This window comes from Actinoplanes sp. NPDC049548 (assembly GCF_040676695.1).
Taxonomy (GTDB): Bacteria; Actinomycetota; Actinomycetes; order Mycobacteriales; family Micromonosporaceae; genus Actinoplanes.
This window is the reverse complement of sequence record NZ_JBFAPM010000004.1, coordinates 135,855-154,209: the sequence shown is the minus strand read 5'-3', so window position 1 is coordinate 154,209 and position 18,355 is coordinate 135,855. Positions and strand designations below refer to the sequence as shown.

Sequence of the window (18,355 nt, the reverse complement as noted above, 5' to 3'; positions counted from 1 at the left end):
CGTGGGACGCCGTACGTGGTGCAGTGGGTGCGAAGCGGGCCGTCGGTCGTGGGGAACGGCGTTCGGGGTGGTGGTGGGATGCGGTTCGCGGTGTAGCGGTGGGAAGCGGGTCGTCGGTCGTGGGGAACGCCGTTCGCGGGTCCTTCGGTGCGCGAGCGGAGTGAGGAACGTGACGAACGCCGTTCGCGGAGCAGCGCGAATGCAGTTCGTGGTCGCGAACGCCCGTCATCCGGACCCGGCCGAGTCGTGACGCACCGACCACCGGGACCGCGGGCTCAGGGGCTCCTCGCCACCCGGCCACCGGGACCGCGGGCCGGGCGGCTCCTCGCCACCCGGCCCGCGCCAACCCCGCCGAGCCTCAGCCCAACGGCGCCGCGTTGTTCCACGTCGCGTCGGCCGCATAGCTCGCCGAACTGTCCCACGTGTTCCCGCCGCCGTTCGTCGCGATGTACACCGCCTCGGCGTAGTGCCGCCAGTAGTACCCCGGATAGTTGAACGACTCCAGCGACACGTTCCCGCCGCCACCGTTGAGTGCCGGTTGTGCGCAGAATGTCGCGTCCTGCAGGAATGTCGTCGTGTTGTCGTTCGACGCCTTCTGCAGCCGGTACCCGGCGTGCCTCAGGTACTGCCCCGGGAAGTTGACCGACTCGAACGAGTAGCAGCTCGTGTCGGCGAACCCCGTGCGGACCGTGAACGTCGCGTCCGCCCGGTCGGTGGCCGAGCTCGCCGTGGTGATCACGTCCGTGCGGGCCAGCCCGTCGTAGTGCCGCAGGTAGCGGGTGTCGTAGCCGGGCGTGGTGACCCGGAAGGAGCGCTTCTGGCCGACGGCCAGGTCGGCTCCGCTGCGCCACAGGGGCGCGGATACCGCCCACGTCGCGTCGTCGGTGAAGGAGCCGCCGGTGTTCTGGTCCATCCAGACTTCTTCGTTGCGGTGGCGGAGGTAGTAGCCCGCCATGTTCGACGCCTCGAGGGAGGTGCCGCCGCCCGACAGGCCGGGGCGGGCGCAGAAGGTCGCGTCCGCGTTGAAGGTGCCGCCGGTGCCTGCCTCGCTGTAGACCCGGTAGTCGCGGTGCCGGAGGTAGCGGCCCGGGAAGTTGCGGGACTCGAACGAGTAGCAGGCGCTGTTGGCCAGGCCGGGGCGCACCCAGAAGGTGGCGTCCTGGCGGTCGGTCGTCGCGCTGGTCGTACTGATCGCGTCTGTTCTGGCCGCGCCGTCGCGGTGGCGGAGGTAGCGGTTGGTGTAGCCGGGGGTGGTGACGCGCAGGGAGGCGAGCTTGTTCGTCGACAGGGTCGTGCCGTTGGCCGCGCCGAGGACGCTCTGGTTGACGGCTCGGACGCGGGCGAAGTCCATTTTCTGGATCTGGCGGTCGTAGGTGTAGAAGCCGTTGAGCTCCTCCTCCACGTCGGTGGGCTCGGTGTAGACGGATCCGGAGAGGCCGTTGCCGTTGACCAGGTCGATGAGCTTGCTGGTGATCTGGACGTAGCGGCTGGTGAGGGCGGTGGAGTCGGGCAGCCACTCGTACGCGAACTTGCCGCTGGTCGGCCACTCGTGTCCGGGGACGCGCAGGCCGAGGCCGCCGTACTCGCCGTTGACCGCGATGCGGGTGGCGGTCGGGGCGCGGGTGATGCCGGGGCCGACGTACATGTGGTCGTCGATGACGTCGCCGTTGCCCGGGTCCGGGTCGGAGTCGCAGCAGTTGGAGCCGGAGTTGTGGTTGACCAGGCGGGTCGGGTCCCAGCTCTTGACCAGGTCGGCGATGCGGCCGGCGTCGTACTCGCCCCAGCCCTCGTTGAACGGCACCCATTGGACGATCGACGTGATGCCCTTGTGCTCGTCGACCATCTCCTTGAGCTCCTTCTCGAAGCGCTGGCGCCCGGCCGTCGACGGTTCGCGGCCGCTGGCCAGTGCCGGCATGTCCTGCCAGACCATCAGGCCCAGCCTGTCCGCCCAGTAGAACCAGCGGTCGTTCTCGACCTTGATGTGTTTGCGGACCATGTTGAAGCCCAGCGCCTTCTGCTGTTCGAGGTCGAAGCGCAGGGCGGCGTCGGTGGGTGCGGTGTAGATGCCGTCCGGCCAGAAGCCCTGGTCGAGGGTGCCGAGCTGGTAGACGAACTTGCCGTTGAGCGTGGGGCGCAGCACGCCGCCGAGCATCGCCTTGCCGAGCGAGCGCATGCCGAAGTAGCCGCCCACGACGTCACCGCCGGCCATCGTCACCCTGAGGTTGTAGAGGAACGGGTTGTCGGGGGTCCAGAGCCGGGCATTCGGTACGGGGATCCGGAAGCTGCTGCCGACGGTGCCGGTCGCCGTGCCCACCACTGTGCTGCCGTCGAGCACCTGCGCGGTCACACTCGCGCCTGCCTGCGTGCCCTGCACGATCAGGTCGAGCCCGCCGGCCGCGACGTTGGGTGTCGTGTCCAGCCGGGTGATGCGCTGCGGGGTGGTGGGCTCCAGCCAGACGGTCTGCCAGATGCCCGACGACGGGGTGTACCAGATGCCGCCGCGGTTGGTGCGCTGTTTGCCGACCGGGATGTCCTGGTTGTTGGTGGGGTCCCAGACGCCGACGATGACCTCGTTCGAGCCGGCCCGCAGCGCGCCGGTGATGTCGTAGGAGAACTTGTCGTAGCCGCCCTCGTGGGTGCCGAGCAGGGTGCCGTTCACCCAGACCTTGGACTGCCAGTCGACCGCGCCGAAGTTGAGCTGGACGTTCCGGCCGGCCCAGCCGGCGGGCACGGTGAACGTCCGGCGGTAGTACATGTAGTCCTCGTGCCGCATGATCCCTGAGAGAGCGCTCTCGATCGGGTACGGCACCAGCACCTCCTCGCCGAGCGTGGTGTTCACCGGCGGGTTGTTGATGTTCGCCGCGCCCGCGAACTGCCAGATGCCGTTGAGGTTCTGCCAGTCGGGCCGGGTCAGCTGGGGCCGGGGGTACTCGGGCAGCGGGTTGCTCGTGGAGACCTGGCTGGTCCACGGGGTGCTGAGCGGGGGAGTCTTCGGCACGAACGCCGCCGCCGGGGCCTGCGTGGCGATCAGGGCGCCGGCCGAGGCGGTCAGTGCGGCCGTGGTCGCGGCGAGGAGGCGTCGCCACGACCGGGTTCGATGTTCAGTCACGTTGGTTCTCCCTATCCAGGAGCGTGCTGCAGGGGACGGGCGCCGGTGACCCGCGAGCGGGGAGGGAGTCACCAGCTTGGAACACATATTGACTCTTGTGAACACGGTTAATCAATAGACGAACGCCAATGCTGGAAACGGCGCAAGGCGGCGCCCGGATGATCCGGGCGCCGCCTTGGGGGATGAGCCGTGCGTCAGTAGGCGCTGTTCAGGTCGCTCTTCGCGTTGCTCTCGTCGTACTCGCGGTCGCTGATGATGATGTCCTCGGGGATCGGCTCACCGTTGAAGAACTTGGTCGCCGTCTGGAAGGCCAGCGGGCCGAAACGCGGGTTCGACTCGATCACCGAGTAGATCCAGCCGTCGACGATGCCCTGCACCGCGCCCTTGGTGCCGTCGATCGAGACGATCTTGACGTCACCCTTCTGCTTGCCGGCGCTGGTGAGCGCGACCTTCGCGCCCAGCGCCATCTCGTCGTTCTCGGCGTAGATGCCCTTGATGTCCCCGTTGGACTGCAGCAGCTGCTCGGTGACCTTCTGGCCCTCCTCGCGGGAGAACTGGCCGGTCTGCTCGAACACGATCTTGATCTCGGGCGCGACCTTGGCGATCTGGTCCTTGAAGCCCTTGGTCCGCAGCGTGGTCACGTTGTTGCCGGGCGAGCCGAGGAGGATCGCGACCGACCCCTTGTTGCCCATGGCGGCGGCCATCTTGTCGGCGGCCCGCTTGCCCTGCTCCTCGAAGTCCGACCCGATGAAGGTCAGGTAGTCCTTGCAGGAGGTGGCGTTGATCTTCCGGTCGATCGTGATGATCGGGACCTTCTTCGCCGAGGCCTTCGCGAAGACCGAGTCCCAGCCGTCGGAGTTCAGCGGGGCGATGATCAGCAGCTGCACGCCCGAGTCGATCATCTGCTCGACGTCGCTGATCTGCTTGTTGAACTGCGAGTTGGCGTTGGTGGTCTGCAGGTTGGCCGCGGGGATGCCCAGCTTCGCCGCCTCGTCCTTGATGGACTGGGTCTCGGCGATGCGGAACGGGTTGGCCTCCTTCTCCGACTGGGAGAAGCCGACCTTGGCGGTCTTGAGGTCGACCTTCTTGCCGCCGAACTGGTCCAGCGTGCAGGTCTTGGCGCCGGGCGCCGCCGACTGCGCGACCTGGGCGCCGGCGGAGGCGTTGGACCCGCCCGCGGGGGTGGTGCTGTCCTCGGACTTCGCGCAGGCACTGACCAGGAGCAGGGTTGCTCCGAGGGAAATGACCGCCGGCCTCCAGCGGCCGGACATGGCGCTCATGGCATGTGCTCCTTCGTGGTGATTCCCAGCTCGTCGGTGGGGGCATCGACGCTTTACCATCCGGAAACACATTCACGCACTATCGAACTTTTCCTGTCAAGGTCATGGTCATAACCAACCAGAAACGAACGCAACACAGGGTCGTTATGCGACCGCAACTCCGCAAAAGTGCAGGTCAGCGTAGGGTTGCCCGGAGTCGGGTCGCTTCACGTCTGCGCTTCGGCGGTGATGTTACCGATCACATCTGGACATCCGCCCGCCGTCACCCGACCGTGGCGGTGGGAGTGGAGCCGCGGGAGAGGTCGATGCCGTACTCGGCGAGCCGCTCCCGGGCGCGGTGCAGGTCCCACTGCGCACCGAGGACGGTGTAGAGCTCGGCCGCCTCCGCGCCGGTACGCGCCGCCTCGTGCGGCCGCCGCGACAGGGCCAGCAGCACCGCCGCGTCCTCCAGCGCTCCCGCCAGCTCGGGGACCCGCCCGACGGCCCGGTAGTGGGCGGCCGCCTCCAGGGCCGGTTGCGGATCCTCGGTCATCAACGCCCGGCACCGCGCCGCGGCGGCGAACGCCCGCGCCGGACGGACCTCCTTCGCCGCCTCGGCGGCACAGATGGCCGCGGCGCGCTCCGCCAGGTCGCGGCGGTCCAGGGACAGGGCCAGGCGCACGGCGTCCGGCAACCACTGGTGCCGCAGCATCATCGGCGCGTACTCCGGGGTGAGCAGCGGGGCCAGCTCCTCCAGCGCGTCCGCGGCGCGGCCCTGCTGCTCGGCGACCAGCGCGCGTGCCACCAACAGGAAGTCGCAGCTCTCCCGCTCGGCGTCGGTCACCGGCAGGGCGTTGGCGGCGTCGAGGTGGGCCGCGGCCAGGCTGTGGTCCCGGCGCCGCCCGGCGATCAGCGAGGCGACCCCGTGCAGCAGCATCGCGACCGCCCCCGGCTCGCGCATGCCCAGGAAGGTGATGCCCGGCGCGTCATCGGTCACCGCGCTGACCTCGGCCGTCGCGTCGTCCCAGCGGCCCAGCCAGTAGTACTGCACCGCCGAGGCGACCTGGAGGCTGGCCGGCAGCCGGTGCCGGATCGCGAACAGGGCCGCCTCGCGCAGCGTCCGCTCGGCCTCGTCGAGGCGGTCGAGGTTCTGCAGCGTGAACATGCGGTTGTCCAGCAGGTCGAAGTACATGCCGGCGAACGTCGGGTGATCGCGCATGATCTCCAGCGCGCGGTCGACGTACTCGAGGGCCCGCTGGTGGTCGCGGCGGATGGAGTGGGTGAGCCAGCTCGTCTGCAGCGCGAACGCCGCCTCGTACGGCTGGCCGGCCGCCATCGCCTCGTCATGCACCCGCGCGGCCCGCTCGTCGGCCTGGTCGAGGTCGTCCAGGGACCCCCGGCGGAAGTTGGCCAGCAGCACGCGGTGACGGGTCCGCCAGATCTCCGGCACGGCCGGATCGTGCACCGCGTCGGCGAGCAACGCGATCGCCTCCGCCGGGTGCCCCTGCCGGAACCGCATCGCGGCCAGCAGCTGCCGCATCTCGGCGCGGTCCGACGGGTCGGTGGCGATGCCGAGCGCCGCGCGGGCCTCCTCGATCGGGTAGCGGTCATACCGGAAGTCCAGCTTCACCAGCGCGATCAGCAGCGTCTCGCGCTGCGCCGGCGTCGGCAGGAGAGTCCCGAGCACCCGCCGGATCAGCGTACGGGCGATGTCCGGCACCCGCTTGACCACCTCGGCGTGGTGCCCGGTCAACCAGGTGACCACCCAGTCGTCGACCACGGGGGTCTCGGCGGCGAGCTGCTCGGCGACCCGGGTCACCGGGCTGCCGCCGCGGGACAGGATCTCGGCGGTCTGCCGGTGCAGCAGCGCCCTGATGGTGCGCGGGATGCTGTCGTAGAGGGCCTCACGCAGGAACGGGTGGCGGAAGGCCAGATCCGATCCCGAGTCGACGATGATGCTCGCGGTGAGAGCCTCCTCCAGGTTGGACACCAGCTCGAACGGCGAGCGCCCGGTCACCGCCACCACATCGTCCACAGCGAACTCCGCACCGAGCAAAGCCGCCAGCCGCAACACTTCCTTGGTGTCCTCGCTCAGGAAGTCCACAGTGGTACGCACGACCGCGAGCAGGGACCGCGGAGCCTCGACGGGCACCGACTCGTCGATGTCTGCCCGGCCGTCCGCGACCCGCACCACGCCCCGGCGTACCAGTGCCGACGCCATCTCCCGGGCGCAGAGCGGGTTCCCGCCCGAGTGGCTCACCACGGTCCGCAGGTGCGGGCCGACCGGCGCGCCGACCACCGAGGCCACGATCTCCTCGGTGGCCGCCGGTGAGAGCGCTTCCAGGACGAGGACGTGGCCCTCGCGCAGCTGTACGCCCCGGCGCAGCTGCGCCAGCTCGCGACCGTTCGGCTCGGGCCGGGCCGCGGCGACGAGCAGCAGCGGCAGGTGCCGGGTGGCCGCGACCAGGCGGTCCCACAGCAGCACGCTGGCCTCGTCGGCCCACTGCAGGTCGTCCACGACGAGGACGACCGGCGTGGCCGCGCAGGCGGTCCGCAGGTACGCAAGGATGCGTTCCGCCGCGATCCCCGGCCCCGCGTCGTCGCTGTCGTCGCCGGAGGGCGAGTGCAGGTCGCCGGCGAGGGCGGCGCGGCGCGGATCCGGCGAGGTCGCCGCCAGGCCCAGCGCCCGGGCCAGCACCTGCAGCGGGACGTGCTGGTCGAGCTCCGCGGCGACACCCCAGAACAGCTGACAGCCGGCGTCGTCGGCGTCGGACAGCGATCGGGTCAGCAGCTCGGTCTTGCCGATGCCCGGCTCGCCCTCGACCCAGACCGCGGCGCCGGTGCCGCTCGCGGCCCGGCCTACCAGATCGCGCAGCAGGGTGACTTCTTCCGTACGCCCGTAGAGCGGCCGCTCGACGACGCCGTCCCGGATCGCCCGGGCCACCTGGGTGGGCACGACCGCCGCCGTCCGGGCCGGTGCCTCGTCGCCGGCCGCCGACCCGTCGAGCACCTTGAGCTGCAGCTCCTGCAGCCGTGGGCCGGGCTCGACCCCCAACTCGGTGACGAGGGTACGGCGGGCCGCACGGAACGCCTCCAGCGCCTCGGCCGGCCGGCCGCCCCGGTACAGCGCCAGCATGAGCAGCTCGTGCAGGGGCTCGTGCAGCGGGTAGTCGCGGACGAGCCCGGCCAGCTCGGCGATCAGCGAGTCGTCGTCGAGCTCCATGGCGATCCGGGCCCGCCGCTCCGCCGCCGCGAGCCTGCGGTCGCCGAGGCGGGTGCGTTCCAGCTCGATGCGGTCGCCGGTCAGGCCCGCGTACGCCTCGCCGTGCCACAGCCGCAGCGCCTCGTCGAGGAGCGCCGCCGCGGCCGCCGCATCGCCCGCCTCCTGCCGCGTGGCCGCCTCGGTGCAGAGCTCCTCGAAACGGTCGCTGTCCAGGTGGCCCGGCGTGATCCGCAGCGAGTACCCATGAGGGCCGGAGCTGAGCACCTCGGCCGCGGCACGGCGGTCCGGCCCCGGGGCGAGCGCGCGGCGCAGACCGGAGATATAGGTGTAGACGCTGCCCGGCGCGGTGGCCGGCGGCGCGGTGCCCCACACGGCCTCGATGATGTCGTCGCGGGTGACCACCCGGTTGGCGTCGGCGGCGAGGACGGCGAAGAGGGCGCGCTGCCGGGCCGGGCCCAGGTTCAGCTCGCGGTCGCCGTACCAGGCCCGGACCGGGCCGAGAACCGACACCCGGAGTGGTTCATGCGGGTCGTCCGACATCCGTCCTCCGATTCCGCGGCGGCGACGTGCCTCCCGAGCTGGCGAGCACCGGCGCGTCAGCGACTGACTGAAACGTGGTCCCCGAGCAGCAGCGACCTGCTCAGGTGGGGAGCGGTCGGCTCACCGGGCAGATGCGGGCGGAGCCTCGTGATCAGCAGGCGGAAGCGGTTGAGCCACGGCTCCGGGAAATGGCGGGAGCTGAGCGCGGCCCGGGCCAGGTCGGCGGCGGCGGCGTGTTCCCCCTGCCGGTCGTGGCTGCACGCCATGATCCATTGCATCTCGGCTTCCAGGTTCACGTCGGTCGTGCGGGCGGCCACCCAGCCGGCGTCCGCCACCGCGTTCTGTCCCTGGTCGTGCAGCAGCCGCGCGAGCCAGGCGGTGAGGCCGAGCCGGGTGCTCTCGTCGAGGGCGTACTCGGCTCGTACCTGCCGGAGCATGGTCACCGCGGCCTCGGGGGCCCGGGCCGCGAGCTGGTCGATGTGCCGGGTGAGCCAGCGGCTCGCGCCGGCGTCGAGCGGCACGGGGCCGGCCAGCAGCTGCTCCACCACACGCTCGGGGGCGCCGCCGAGCTCCGCGATCTTCTCGGCGAAGGACCGGTGCAGCATGATCCGCAGGGCGGCCGGGGTGCTCTCGTGCAGCACACGCGAGACGATCCGGTGGCGGAAGGCGAGCGTGTGCGGGTCCTCGGTGAGCACGCCCGCCACCCGGGCGGGTTCGACGATCCGGGCCAGGTCGTGGGGCGCCCGGTCGGTCACGGCGGCGACCTCGGCGATCGTGCAGTCGCCGCCGAGGAACGCGCAGGCCCGCAGGATGTGGCGGGTCTCCTCGCTGAACGCCGCGAGGTGCGCGTTCACCGCGGCGACCAGCTCGGCCGGCGGAACGTCGCGGTATCCGGTGCCGTTGCGGGCGCTCGTCGCGAGGTGCCGCAGGTAGTACGGGTTGCCGCCGGCGTCGGCGAGCAGCCGGCGCAGCAGCCGCGGCTCGAGCGACTCCGGGGCGACCGCCCGGACCAGCGCCGTCGCCTGGTCGGCGCCGAGCGGCGGAAGCTCCACCGTCTCGTCGGCCGGCACCCCGAGCACCTCGGGCGAACCGGGCCGGACGGACGCGACCAACAGCAGCGGCAGCTCGCGGGTCAGCTCGTGCAGGGCGGCCCAGACCTCGAGCGTGGTGCTGTCCGCGCGCTGCAGGTCGTCGGCGACGAGGATCAGCGGCGACTCGGCGGCCTGCCGGACCAGGTCCACCGCCCGCTCGACGGTCTGCGGCCGGGGGCCGTCGATGGCGTCGGCGGCGACGGTGAACAGGTGCCGCACCAGCTCGCGCGGGGCGTCGCCGGACATCGCCGACTCCATGCACTCCAGCAGCACGCCGAGCGGCATGCGCCGGGCCAGCTCGTCGCCGAGGCCCCAGCCCACCCGGCACCCGCGCGGCACGTCGCCCCGCAGTGCCACGGTGAGCAGCGCCGACTTGCCCATGCCCGGCGCTCCCACGACCCTGATGCTGCGGCCCTGGCCGCCGGCGACCGCCATGACGGCGCGCCGCAGCCGGCCCAGCTCGGCGTCGCGGCCGATCAGAGTGACGGGGTCCGAAGCGGGGCCCGCGACGACCGCCGCCGGGCGTGCCGAGGGCGGCGGCTGCTCCTTGGTGCCGGTGAGGATGCGCAGGCGCATGGTTCGCAGCGCCGCGCTGGGCTCGGTCCCCGTCTCCTCCAGCAGCACCTGGCTCAGGTGGTCGTGCACCCGCAGGGCCTCGGCCTGACGGCCGGTCGCCTGCAACGCGGTCATCAGCATCCCGTGCAGCGTCTCCTGCAACGGGTACGTCTGGACGAGCGCGCGCAGAGCGGCGATCGCCTCGTCGTTGCGGCCGAGCTCCATGAGCAGTGCCGCGTGGCGTTCCGCGCTCGCCAGCCGCAGCTCGGTCAGCCGCAGGCGCTGCGACTCGGCGTACGGGCCGGGCACGCCGGACAGGGCCTCGCCGTGCCAGAGCCGCATGGCGGCCTCGAGGGCGGCCAGCTCGGCGAGCCGGTCGCCCGCGGCGCGGTGCCGGCGGCTCTCGTCGCGCAGCGCCTCGAAGCGGAACACGTCGACGTTCTCCGGCTGGACGTGCAGGCAGTAGGTGCCGCCGCCGGAGGTGAGCAGCTGTCCCGCGGCCCAGCGGTCACGGTCGGGCTCGAGGACCCGGCGCAGGGTCGAGACGTACGTGTAGACGTTGCCGATCGCGCTCGCCGGCGGCTCGTCGCCCCACAGTGCACCGACGAGCTGCTGACGGGAGACGGCGTGACCGGCATGCAGGGCGAGCACGGCCAGGACGGCCGCGCGCCGCGCGGAACCGAGCGGTAGTTCGGTCTCGCCCCGCCATGCCCGGACGGGGCCCAGCAGGCGAAGGTCCATGCCCTCGTGCGCTGCCCTCATGGCTACCCAATCTCGTGGTCGTGGGATTGCTCCCAACAGCTCGGTGGTTGAAGGCGCAACCTTCTACCGCCGACCGACATTCCCCCGTCGGTTGTGTCCGCCCTGCCGAAGTCGTTTCTAATCAATGCATGCAAGCTGATCATGTCGCACGCGCCGGGCAAGCATATCGTCGCCGTTGACCGTTTGCGGATCTGCCGTGACTCATTCTTGACCGATTCCCGCCCGCTTCGCGAATCGACGCTCACCACTCGACTTCGGTTACTTGCGCGTAGCATCCGCTTTCCGTTTACCGCGCCGGGCGGCTCTTCATGCGGGCGTCCCGGGCAAACCTGCTGGTCGCGGGGGCACTTCGGGCGGCGGAGGGTCCCCGCCGGCGCCGTCGCCCTGGTGAACTCGCTGGGACCGGGCCGTACGGGACTCCAGGCGAGGAGGGCGGATGAGCGGCGACGCATCTTCGCTTCCCTTCGCCGGGGAACTCTTTCTCGCCCTGGCGACCGAGGGGCGGCTGGTCGTGGACGCGGTCCGCGCCGACGCGGTGATCGCGGACCTGGAGCGGACCCTGGCGCAGGTCAGGTCACGGCTGCGGGTGGTGCGCATCTGGCGGCAGCTGCCCGCGCGGCGCATCGGCGAGCTGCCGGACGAGCTCGTTCAGGCCGTCGTGGACGCCGTCTTCGTGGACCAGCTGGCCCCGGGGCAGCTCGAGCGGGCCGAGCGGGAACTCCTGAAGTACATCAGGGCATTGCGCCGGGCGCGCGTCGACTGACAAAGAGTTTGCAAGTTCGGCAGTGAACTGCATCGATGCAATGTTCTTCACGCCGCGGCGCCCACTATGAAGGTCGCGTGAAGATTTCCTGAAGGCCACCTCCTCCAGACTGGCCCGGCCAGATCGACCAACCGGAGGTAGCAGTGGAGCAGGTCCGCGTCGCCCTGCAGGCGATGGATCCGATCAGCCATGCTGGGCTCGCCAGCTTTCTTCAGTCGCGTCCCGGGCTCGTGCTGCTGCCCGCCGCCGAGCGGGCCGCCGCCACGGTGCTCGTCGTCTCGACCGACCGGCTGACCACCGACGTCGTCGCCCTGCTGCGGCGCTCGGCCGCCGAGACGGGCGCCCCGGTCGTGCTCGTCACCAACGAGATCAACGAGACCGAGCTGCTCACCGCGGTCGAGTGCCGGGTGGTCGCGGTCCTCCCGCGGTCCGCCGTCACGGCCGAGCGCCTGGTGCACTGCGTGCTGGCGGCCGCCGCCGGCGGCGGCGTCATGCCGCCGAACCTGGTCGGCGAGCTGCTCAAGCACATCGAGCGGCTGCAGCGCGACGTGCTCACCCCGCACGGCCTGAACGCCTCGGGCCTCACGCCGCGCGAGATCGACGTGCTGCGGCTGATGGCGGACGGATTCGACACGAGCGAGATCGCCGGCGAGCTGTGCTACTCGGAAAGAACCGTCAAAAACGTCATTTACGGGCTCACCCATCGCCTCAAGCTTCGTAACCGTTCGCACGCAGTTGCTTACGCATTGCGGAGCGGCATGATCTGACGATTCCCGAGCCGAATCCGTGAACCGGTGGGACTCGCTCACCGTCGTGGGGACGACTGCTTCGCAAGGAGACAAGCGGGATGTGGACAGCGACACTGGGCGGCCGCCGGCTGGCGGCGCTCGCGGCGCTCGGGCTCGCGGCGCTGGTGACTCTGGCAGCGTCGGGACGACCCGATTCGGCGTACGCGGGACAGGCCCTGCCGGGCGCCGAGGTCTCACCGGACCAGGTGAAGGTGCTCGTCGAGGCCGCGAAGTCCTGCCCGGCGCTCACCCCGGCCCGGCTCGCCGGCCAGGTGATGGCCGCCAGCCAGTTCGGCACCGAGCCGGTGGAGGCGGTGAGCGCGGCCGGCGGCCGTGGCCCGGCCGGCCTCACCCCCAAGGTGTGGCACCGGTGGGCGCCGTGGGCCGACGCCCGGCAGACCGACACCCGGGCCAGCGTCCTGGCTCTCGCCCACGGCATGTGCGACCTGGTGGGACAGCTGCGGCTGGTCAAGGTGCCGGGAGATCAGTGGCGGCTGGCGCTGGCGGCGCACCGCGTCGGGATGGCACCGGTCATCCAGGCGGCGACCGTGCCCGCCGCGGCCCGCGAGTACGTGGACACCGTCGAGCGCTACGCGATCTGGTACGCCCTCCAGCCCGCGTTCGGCGGCTCCGGTGATCCCGCCCCCTCGACCAGGCCCGTCGACCCCCAGGTCACCGAGGCGCCCCTGGTGCCGGTGCCGGATGCGTACGTGGCCGCCGTCGTAGCCGCCGGACGGGTGTGCAAGGACGTACCGGCGCCACGGGTCGCGGCCCAGCTCATGGCGACGTCCGCCTTCGACCCGCAGCGGCTCGGCCCGGCGGGGCAGCAGGGCATCGCGCAGTTCCTCCCGCAGACCTGGGTGCGGTACGTGCCGCCGTCCGGTGCCACCCCGTGGAGCCCCACCGCGGCGATCCGCGCCCTCGGCACGACGATGTGCGCGATCGCCGAGGAGATGGCGCCGCGCGCCGAGGACCCGTACCCGCTGGCCCTGGCCGCGTTCCAGCGCGGCGACTCGTCGATCGGCCGCGACGACCTCGACGGCTCGAAGAGCCTCACCGCCCTGGTGCAGCTCGTGCACCGGTACGAGACCGAGTACGCCAAGGACGCCCGGCTGACCGCCGCGCCGAAGCCGGCACCCTCCGCCTCGGCCACGCCGCGCGAGTCCGGCAAGCCGGCCCCGAAACCGACGAAGACCCACGCCCCCGGCCGGTCCAACCAGCCGCCCGTCAAGGCCGCGGACGGCGACGGCTCCGGCCGCGTGTACGGCCCGTACTTCCTGCACAACAACGGCACCGGGCAGTGCATGGACGTGCCGGGCAGCGGCTCCGGCGAGCGGGACGGGCCGATCAACCAGTCGCCGTGCCTGAAGTCCACCGAGGACAACCAGGAGTTCGCCTTCGTGCCGCGGTTCGTCGACGGTGACGGCTACCAGCTCTACTGGATCCGCAACGTGGTCGACGGCTACTGCGTGGACCCGCCCGGCGTCGCCGAGGTCCCGGACGGCACCCGGTTGAACGAGACCGGCTGCTTCGACGACGACAACCAGTACTGGCGGCTGGAGAAGACGATCACCGTCGGCGCGTTCCAGCACTACTGGATCCGCAACGCCGCGTCGGGTCTGTGCCTGGACGTGCCGGGCGATGCGGACGCTGCTAAGGACACGCAGCTCGCGCTCTCCGCCTGCCACGAGAACAACGACCACGACTGGGCCCTCGTGCAGAAGTCGGAGTGGTGAGCCCGTGCGCTAGAGGTTCTTACCGTGCGCGATGGTTGTAGCGTTACGCCATGGCTTCCAGTGGAATCCGGGACCGCTTCCGCGCGCAGATGCGCCAGGAGGTCAAGGACGCCGCGCTCCGGCAGCTGGCCGAGGGCGGGCCGCAGGCGCTCTCGCTCAACGCGATCGCCAAGGAGCTGGGGGTCTCCGGGCCGGCCCTGTACCGCTACTTCGCCGGCCGGGACGCCCTGCTCACCGAGCTGATCCTGGACGCGTACGGCGACCTGACCGCCGCCCTGGAGGCCGTGCCGCGGCGGCTGGCCGACCTGGCGGCGGCCTACCGGTCCTGGGCGCTCGCCCAGCCGCACCGCTACCGCCTGCTCTTCGCCGCGCCGCTGCCCGGCTACGACGCCCACGACGAGCGGCTGGTCGCGGCGGCGCAGCGGGCGATGGCCGTACTCCTCGAAGCGGTCGGCCCCGGGCCGGAGCCGGACCCGGTCCTGGCCCGGCAGCTCGCCGTCTGGTCCGGCGCCACGGACCCCGCGGTGGCGCTGCACGCCGTCACCGCCTGGAGCCGGCTGCACGGCTTCGTCAGCCTCGAGATCGAGGGCAACTTCCGCTCGATGGGCCTCGACCCGGACCTGTTCTTCGCCGCCGAGGCCCGGGCTCTGGACCGATTGATCAGTAACTGACCTTCCGGGTGAGCACCTGCTTGCCGCACGATCCACGCCCAGAGTCGGCGATCTTTTCGAGCGTGGAGTGATGCGACGTGCCCCCAACGGTCCGAGTTGCGGTCCTCTTCGGCGGGCGCAGCACCGAACATGACGTCTCCTGCCGGTCGGCCGCGAGCGTCGTGCAGTATCTCGACCGCAGCCGCTACGAGGTGGTTCCGGTCCGTATCACCGTCGAAGGCGAGTGGATCGTCGGGACCGACCGCGCCACCACGACCGTCGACGAGGCGGCGCTCCGGGCCATGACACCCGAGCCCGACGGGTGGCGGCCCACCATCGTGGAGAGTCTCTTCCGCGCGCTCGAGGCGCTGCGCGACGTCGACGTCGTCATGCCGATCCTGCACGGACCGTACGGCGAGGACGGCACGGTGCAGAGCGTCCTCGAGCTCGCCGGCATCCCGTACGTCGGCAGCGGTGTCCTGGCCAGCGCCACCTCGATGGACAAGGAGTTCACCAAGAAGATCCTCGCCGCGGAGGGCATCTCCGTCGCCGACGGTGTGGTGCTGCGCGGCGCCAAGGACGAGGTGAGCGCCGCCGAGCAGGAGCGCCTCGGCCTGCCCGCCTTCGTCAAGCCGGCCCGCGGCGGGTCGAGCATCGGCGTCTCCCGGGTCGGCGACTGGGCCGAGCTGCCGGCGGCGGTCGAGGCGGCCCGGCTCTGCGACACCAAGGTGCTCGTCGAGGCCGGCGTGCCGGGCCGCGAGATCGACGTCGGCGTGCTGGAGCTGCCCGACGGCCGGCTGGTCGCCAGCCCTCCGCTGGAGATCCGGGTCGCCGGCCACCACGGCTTCTTCGACTACGACGCCAAGTACCGCGAGGGCCTGACCGAGTTCGTCATCCCGGCCGACCTCGACCCGGACACCACGGAGTGGCTGGGCGCCGAGGCGATCCGGGTCTTCCGGACGCTGGGCTGCGCCGGCCTGCTGCGGGTCGACTTCTTCGTCGACCCGGTGCGCGGGCTGACCGTCAACGAGGTCAACACCATGCCCGGCCTCACGGCGATGTCGCAGTTCCCGCGGATGTGGAAGGCGGCCGGCACGCCGTACCCGGAGCTGCTCGGGCTGCTGGTCGCCACGGCGCTGGCGGGCGCCCGGCGGCCGGCACCGGCGCTGCCGTGACCCGGCCGGAAGCGGCGACCGACGCGGGCTGGTGGTCCGAGGTCTCGCGGGAGACCTGGGAGGACGCGCCGACGCAGGTCATTCCGGCGGTGAGACCGGAGCCGGCCGCACCGGCGGCGAAGCAGCGGGCGGGCTGGGCGGACGTGGCGAAGGGCGTCTGCATCCTGCTGGTGGTGCTGTGGCACGTCATCATGAAGCACTACCTGCAGATCACCTGGCATCTGCCGGCGCCCATCCCAGGGCTGTGGGGCTTCTTCGGCGACCAGCTGCTGCCGCTGCGGATGCCGGTCTTCTTCACCATCTCGGGTCTCTTCGCGGCCTCCGCAGTGCAGCGTTCCTGGAAGGTCACCGCGCGGAGCCGGATCGCCAAGTTCTACTACCTGTACGCCATCTGGTTCACCGTGCACACCGTGGTCCTGTCGATGGTGCCCCGGTTCGACACGCTGGCCGCGCACAGCGCCCTGAACGTGCTCGAACAGCTCACCATCACGCCCACGAACCTGTGGTACCTGGTGGCCCTGGCGGTCTACTTCGTCGTCGCCAAGCTCACCCGCAACCTGCCGGTCGCCGCGGTCCTCGGGCCGGCGCTGCTGCTCTCGGCGATCGCGTCGGCCGGCCTGCTCGCCGCGCCGGGCAACCGCGGGCAGCTCTACCAGAACCTGTTCTTCTTCCTCGCCGGGCTGCGGCTCAAGCCGTGGGTCGAGCGCTGGGCCCGTACGGCGAACCGGCGCATGCTGCTCGTCGGCGGCGCGTCGTACCTGGTCGCCATGCTGGGGATCCGCGTACTCGGCGCGAAGCAGTGGTTCGGCGTCTGGCCGGTGCTCTGCGTCCTCGCGGTGGTCGTCGGCATCGCCGGCGCGGTGGAACTGGACCGCTGGGCCCGGGTGAGCCGGCTCCTGGCCGATCTCGGCCGCAACACGCTGCCCATCTACGTGATGCACATGCCCCTGCTGGCACTGCTGCACGCCGCACTGCTCAAGCCATTCTCGGCCGCGGGCACCCCGGTGCAGCTGCTCCTTGCCGTTTTCCTGCCGCTGGCGCTGACCGCCCTGCTGGTCACGGCCTGCCTCACGCTGCGGCGCTGGATCGAGGCGGCCGGCGGCTCGTGGCTCTTCGACCTGCCGGCACGCCGGCAGCCTGCCCGGGAGCAGCCACGCGCGGCCGAGCCGACCTGGGACGAGCGGCCGACGATGGTGCTGCCGCAGGTCAGGTGAGCTCGATGCCGGTGGTCTCGCGCCGCCAGAGCAGGCTGCACAGCACCTCGAGGCCGCGGTTCAGGTGCCGCCGGTAGGTGCTGAAGGGCAGCCCGAGCCGCTCCGCCGCCGCCTCCTGGGTGGGTGCCCCGCCGAGGTACGTCGCGATCAGCGCCCGGTGCGGCTTGCCCTGCCGCGGATCCTCTCCCAGTGCGTCCAGCGTGGACTGCAGAACGTCGCGCAGGGCGGCGACCGGCTCGGCAGATGCCTCGGAGGCCGCCACCATCCGGCTGTGTACCAACGCGTTGCCCGCGAGCAGGTCGGGTCGCCGCCAGGCCCGCAGCGCCTCGCGGACGGCCACGTCGAACTCCGGCCGGGGCAACGACTCGACCTTCGCGGTGGCGGTCAGGGTGGTGCCCTCTTCGAGACGGGCCAGCACCGCCTCGTGCCGCAGCGGGTCGCGCCACTGCAGCTCCGTGCGGACCGCGGTGCGGACGAAGGGGCGCACATGGACGCCGTTCGGCCCGCAGACCGCATACGGCAGGGTGCAGAGCCAGCGGAACAGCTCGACGGCGTCGGCGTCGGCCACCGTGGCCCGGATCAGCTTCTCCGTGGTGACCTCCGCGTACGCGCAGATCTCCAGGGCGTGCCGGTGCGCCGCCGAGGGCACGTCGCCGACCACCTGCTTGACGACCGCCTGGGCGACGCAGAGGCGTACCTCGTCGTCGTCCTTGTCGGCGCTGACCGCCTCCACCGCCAGGCGCAGCGCGAGCGGGTTGCCGCCGGCCAGCTCGGCCAGGACCGGCTGGCGCCGGCGGGGGATGGCGTGCCGGTCGAGCAGCATCTCCGCCTCGGACGGGGAGAGGTCGCCGACCTCGTGGACGCGCAGCACGTCGTGCCAGCCCGGGTCGGCGGTCCACTCGACGTCCGGCGGGGTCCGCGCGGCGAGGACCACCACCGTGCCGACGGGCAGGCTCGGCAGGAACTCCTCGCGCAGCCACGGCTCCACCGGCTGCCAGTGCTCGAACTCGTCGATCAGCAGCACCGGGCCGGCCGTGCCCGCCGGCGTGGGCGGCACCGCGGCCAGCAGGGCGGAGATCATGCCGCCGGGCTCGAACCGGTCGACCCGCACGACCTGGCGGTTGGCACGCTCCGCCTCGACGCCGTAGCGCCGCAGCAGCGTGGTCTTGCCCGTGCCACCCGCACCGTGCAGGTAGAGCACGGTGAAGAGCGCCCCGCCCGCCAGCGCGGAGCGGAACGCCGCCATCTCGGCCGTACGGCCGACGAAGGCCCGGTTGCGCGCCGAGCGGAGGTATTCCTCCAGGCGCGTCACCGCGTGCTCCTGAGTCATCGTTCGGCATTGGGTCTGCATCGTCGTAGGATTCTTCCCGTCGCTCTGTTCGCTCGCCGTAAACCGAGCACATGCAGGGCCTCCTGCTCGTCATCATGGCCCTTTCCGGCAAGTGGGTGGTGACGCGGAAACTGTCGGTGACGGCCGCGGATTGACCAGG

At 71.7% G+C, this 18,355-nt stretch carries 11 protein-coding genes; 6 read left to right on the top strand and 5 right to left on the bottom strand.

The features are described from left to right. Nucleotides 1–358: 358 nt before the first annotated feature. The 4 genes from AB0J80_RS10515 to AB0J80_RS10500 form a co-directional block, all read right to left on the bottom strand. The gene (locus AB0J80_RS10515) at nucleotides 359–3,109 is read right to left on the bottom strand and encodes an AbfB domain-containing protein (RefSeq protein WP_364702992.1); all 2,751 of its coding nucleotides are present in this window, start codon (nucleotides 3,107–3,109) and stop codon (nucleotides 359–361) included. Nucleotides 3,110–3,303: 194 nt separating this feature from the next. Continuing rightward, complete coding sequence (locus AB0J80_RS10510) at nucleotides 3,304–4,389, bottom strand: ABC transporter substrate-binding protein (RefSeq protein ID WP_364702989.1); 1,086 nt, start codon at nucleotides 4,387–4,389, stop codon at nucleotides 3,304–3,306. A 262-nt stretch (nucleotides 4,390–4,651) separates the two neighbouring features. After that, nucleotides 4,652–8,131 carry a BTAD domain-containing putative transcriptional regulator gene (locus tag AB0J80_RS10505; RefSeq protein ID WP_364702987.1) on the bottom strand — a complete coding sequence of 1,160 codons (3,480 nt, stop codon included), beginning with the start codon at nucleotides 8,129–8,131 and terminating at the stop codon, nucleotides 4,652–4,654. 56 nt (nucleotides 8,132–8,187) lie between these two features. Further along, a complete protein-coding gene (locus tag AB0J80_RS10500) occupies nucleotides 8,188–10,539 on the bottom strand; it encodes a BTAD domain-containing putative transcriptional regulator (protein WP_364702985.1) in 2,352 nt (783 codons plus the stop codon). Between the two features lie 436 nt (nucleotides 10,540–10,975). Between AB0J80_RS10500 and AB0J80_RS10495 the strand changes: the two genes are divergently transcribed. The 6 genes from AB0J80_RS10495 (at nucleotide 10,976) to AB0J80_RS10470 (ending at nucleotide 16,865) form a co-directional block, all read left to right on the top strand. Next, the gene (locus AB0J80_RS10495) at nucleotides 10,976–11,302 is read left to right on the top strand and encodes a hypothetical protein (RefSeq protein WP_364702982.1); all 327 of its coding nucleotides are present in this window, start codon (nucleotides 10,976–10,978) and stop codon (nucleotides 11,300–11,302) included. A gap of 143 nt (nucleotides 11,303–11,445) precedes the next feature. Further along, nucleotides 11,446–12,069 (top strand): response regulator transcription factor, encoded by a 624-nt coding sequence (locus tag AB0J80_RS10490; protein WP_364702979.1) that lies wholly within the window; start codon nucleotides 11,446–11,448, stop codon nucleotides 12,067–12,069. Nucleotides 12,070–12,149: 80 nt separating this feature from the next. Beyond that, nucleotides 12,150–13,826 (top strand): RICIN domain-containing protein, encoded by a 1,677-nt coding sequence (locus AB0J80_RS10485; protein WP_364702976.1) that lies wholly within the window; start codon nucleotides 12,150–12,152, stop codon nucleotides 13,824–13,826. Nucleotides 13,827–13,876: 50 nt separating this feature from the next. Further along, nucleotides 13,877–14,497 (top strand): TetR/AcrR family transcriptional regulator, encoded by a 621-nt coding sequence (locus AB0J80_RS10480; protein WP_364702973.1) that lies wholly within the window; start codon nucleotides 13,877–13,879, stop codon nucleotides 14,495–14,497. A gap of 77 nt (nucleotides 14,498–14,574) precedes the next feature. Next, the gene (locus AB0J80_RS10475) at nucleotides 14,575–15,651 is read left to right on the top strand and encodes a D-alanine--D-alanine ligase family protein (RefSeq protein WP_364702970.1); all 1,077 of its coding nucleotides are present in this window, start codon (nucleotides 14,575–14,577) and stop codon (nucleotides 15,649–15,651) included. Beyond that, nucleotides 15,648–16,865: an acyltransferase gene (locus AB0J80_RS10470; protein ID WP_364702968.1), complete on the top strand. Its 1,218-nt coding sequence runs from the start codon at nucleotides 15,648–15,650 to the stop codon at nucleotides 16,863–16,865. Before AB0J80_RS10475 ends, AB0J80_RS10470 begins: the two co-directional genes overlap by 4 nt. Here the strand turns inward: AB0J80_RS10470 and AB0J80_RS10465 are convergent. Further along, entirely contained in the window at nucleotides 16,858–18,177 is a 1,320-nt protein-coding gene (locus AB0J80_RS10465) for a hypothetical protein (RefSeq protein ID WP_364702965.1), read from the bottom strand. The two genes, AB0J80_RS10470 and AB0J80_RS10465, sit on opposite strands and share 8 nt — an antisense overlap. Nucleotides 18,178–18,355 lie beyond the last annotated feature (178 nt).

What these genes read in the sequence shown, in the direction of transcription:
- AB0J80_RS10510 (WP_364702989.1), bottom strand. Translation starts at nt 4,389, where the DNA reads ATGAGCGCCATGTCCGGCCGCTGGAGGCCGGCGGTCATTTCCCTCGGA.
- AB0J80_RS10505 (WP_364702987.1), bottom strand. Translation starts at nt 8,131, where the DNA reads ATGTCGGACGACCCGCATGAACCACTCCGGGTGTCGGTTCTCGGCCCG.
- AB0J80_RS10500 (WP_364702985.1), bottom strand. Translation starts at nt 10,539, where the DNA reads ATGAGGGCAGCGCACGAGGGCATGGACCTTCGCCTGCTGGGCCCCGTC.
- AB0J80_RS10495 (WP_364702982.1), top strand. Translation starts at nt 10,976, where the DNA reads ATGAGCGGCGACGCATCTTCGCTTCCCTTCGCCGGGGAACTCTTTCTC.
- AB0J80_RS10485 (WP_364702976.1), top strand. Translation starts at nt 12,150, where the DNA reads ATGTGGACAGCGACACTGGGCGGCCGCCGGCTGGCGGCGCTCGCGGCG.
- AB0J80_RS10480 (WP_364702973.1), top strand. Translation starts at nt 13,877, where the DNA reads ATGGCTTCCAGTGGAATCCGGGACCGCTTCCGCGCGCAGATGCGCCAG.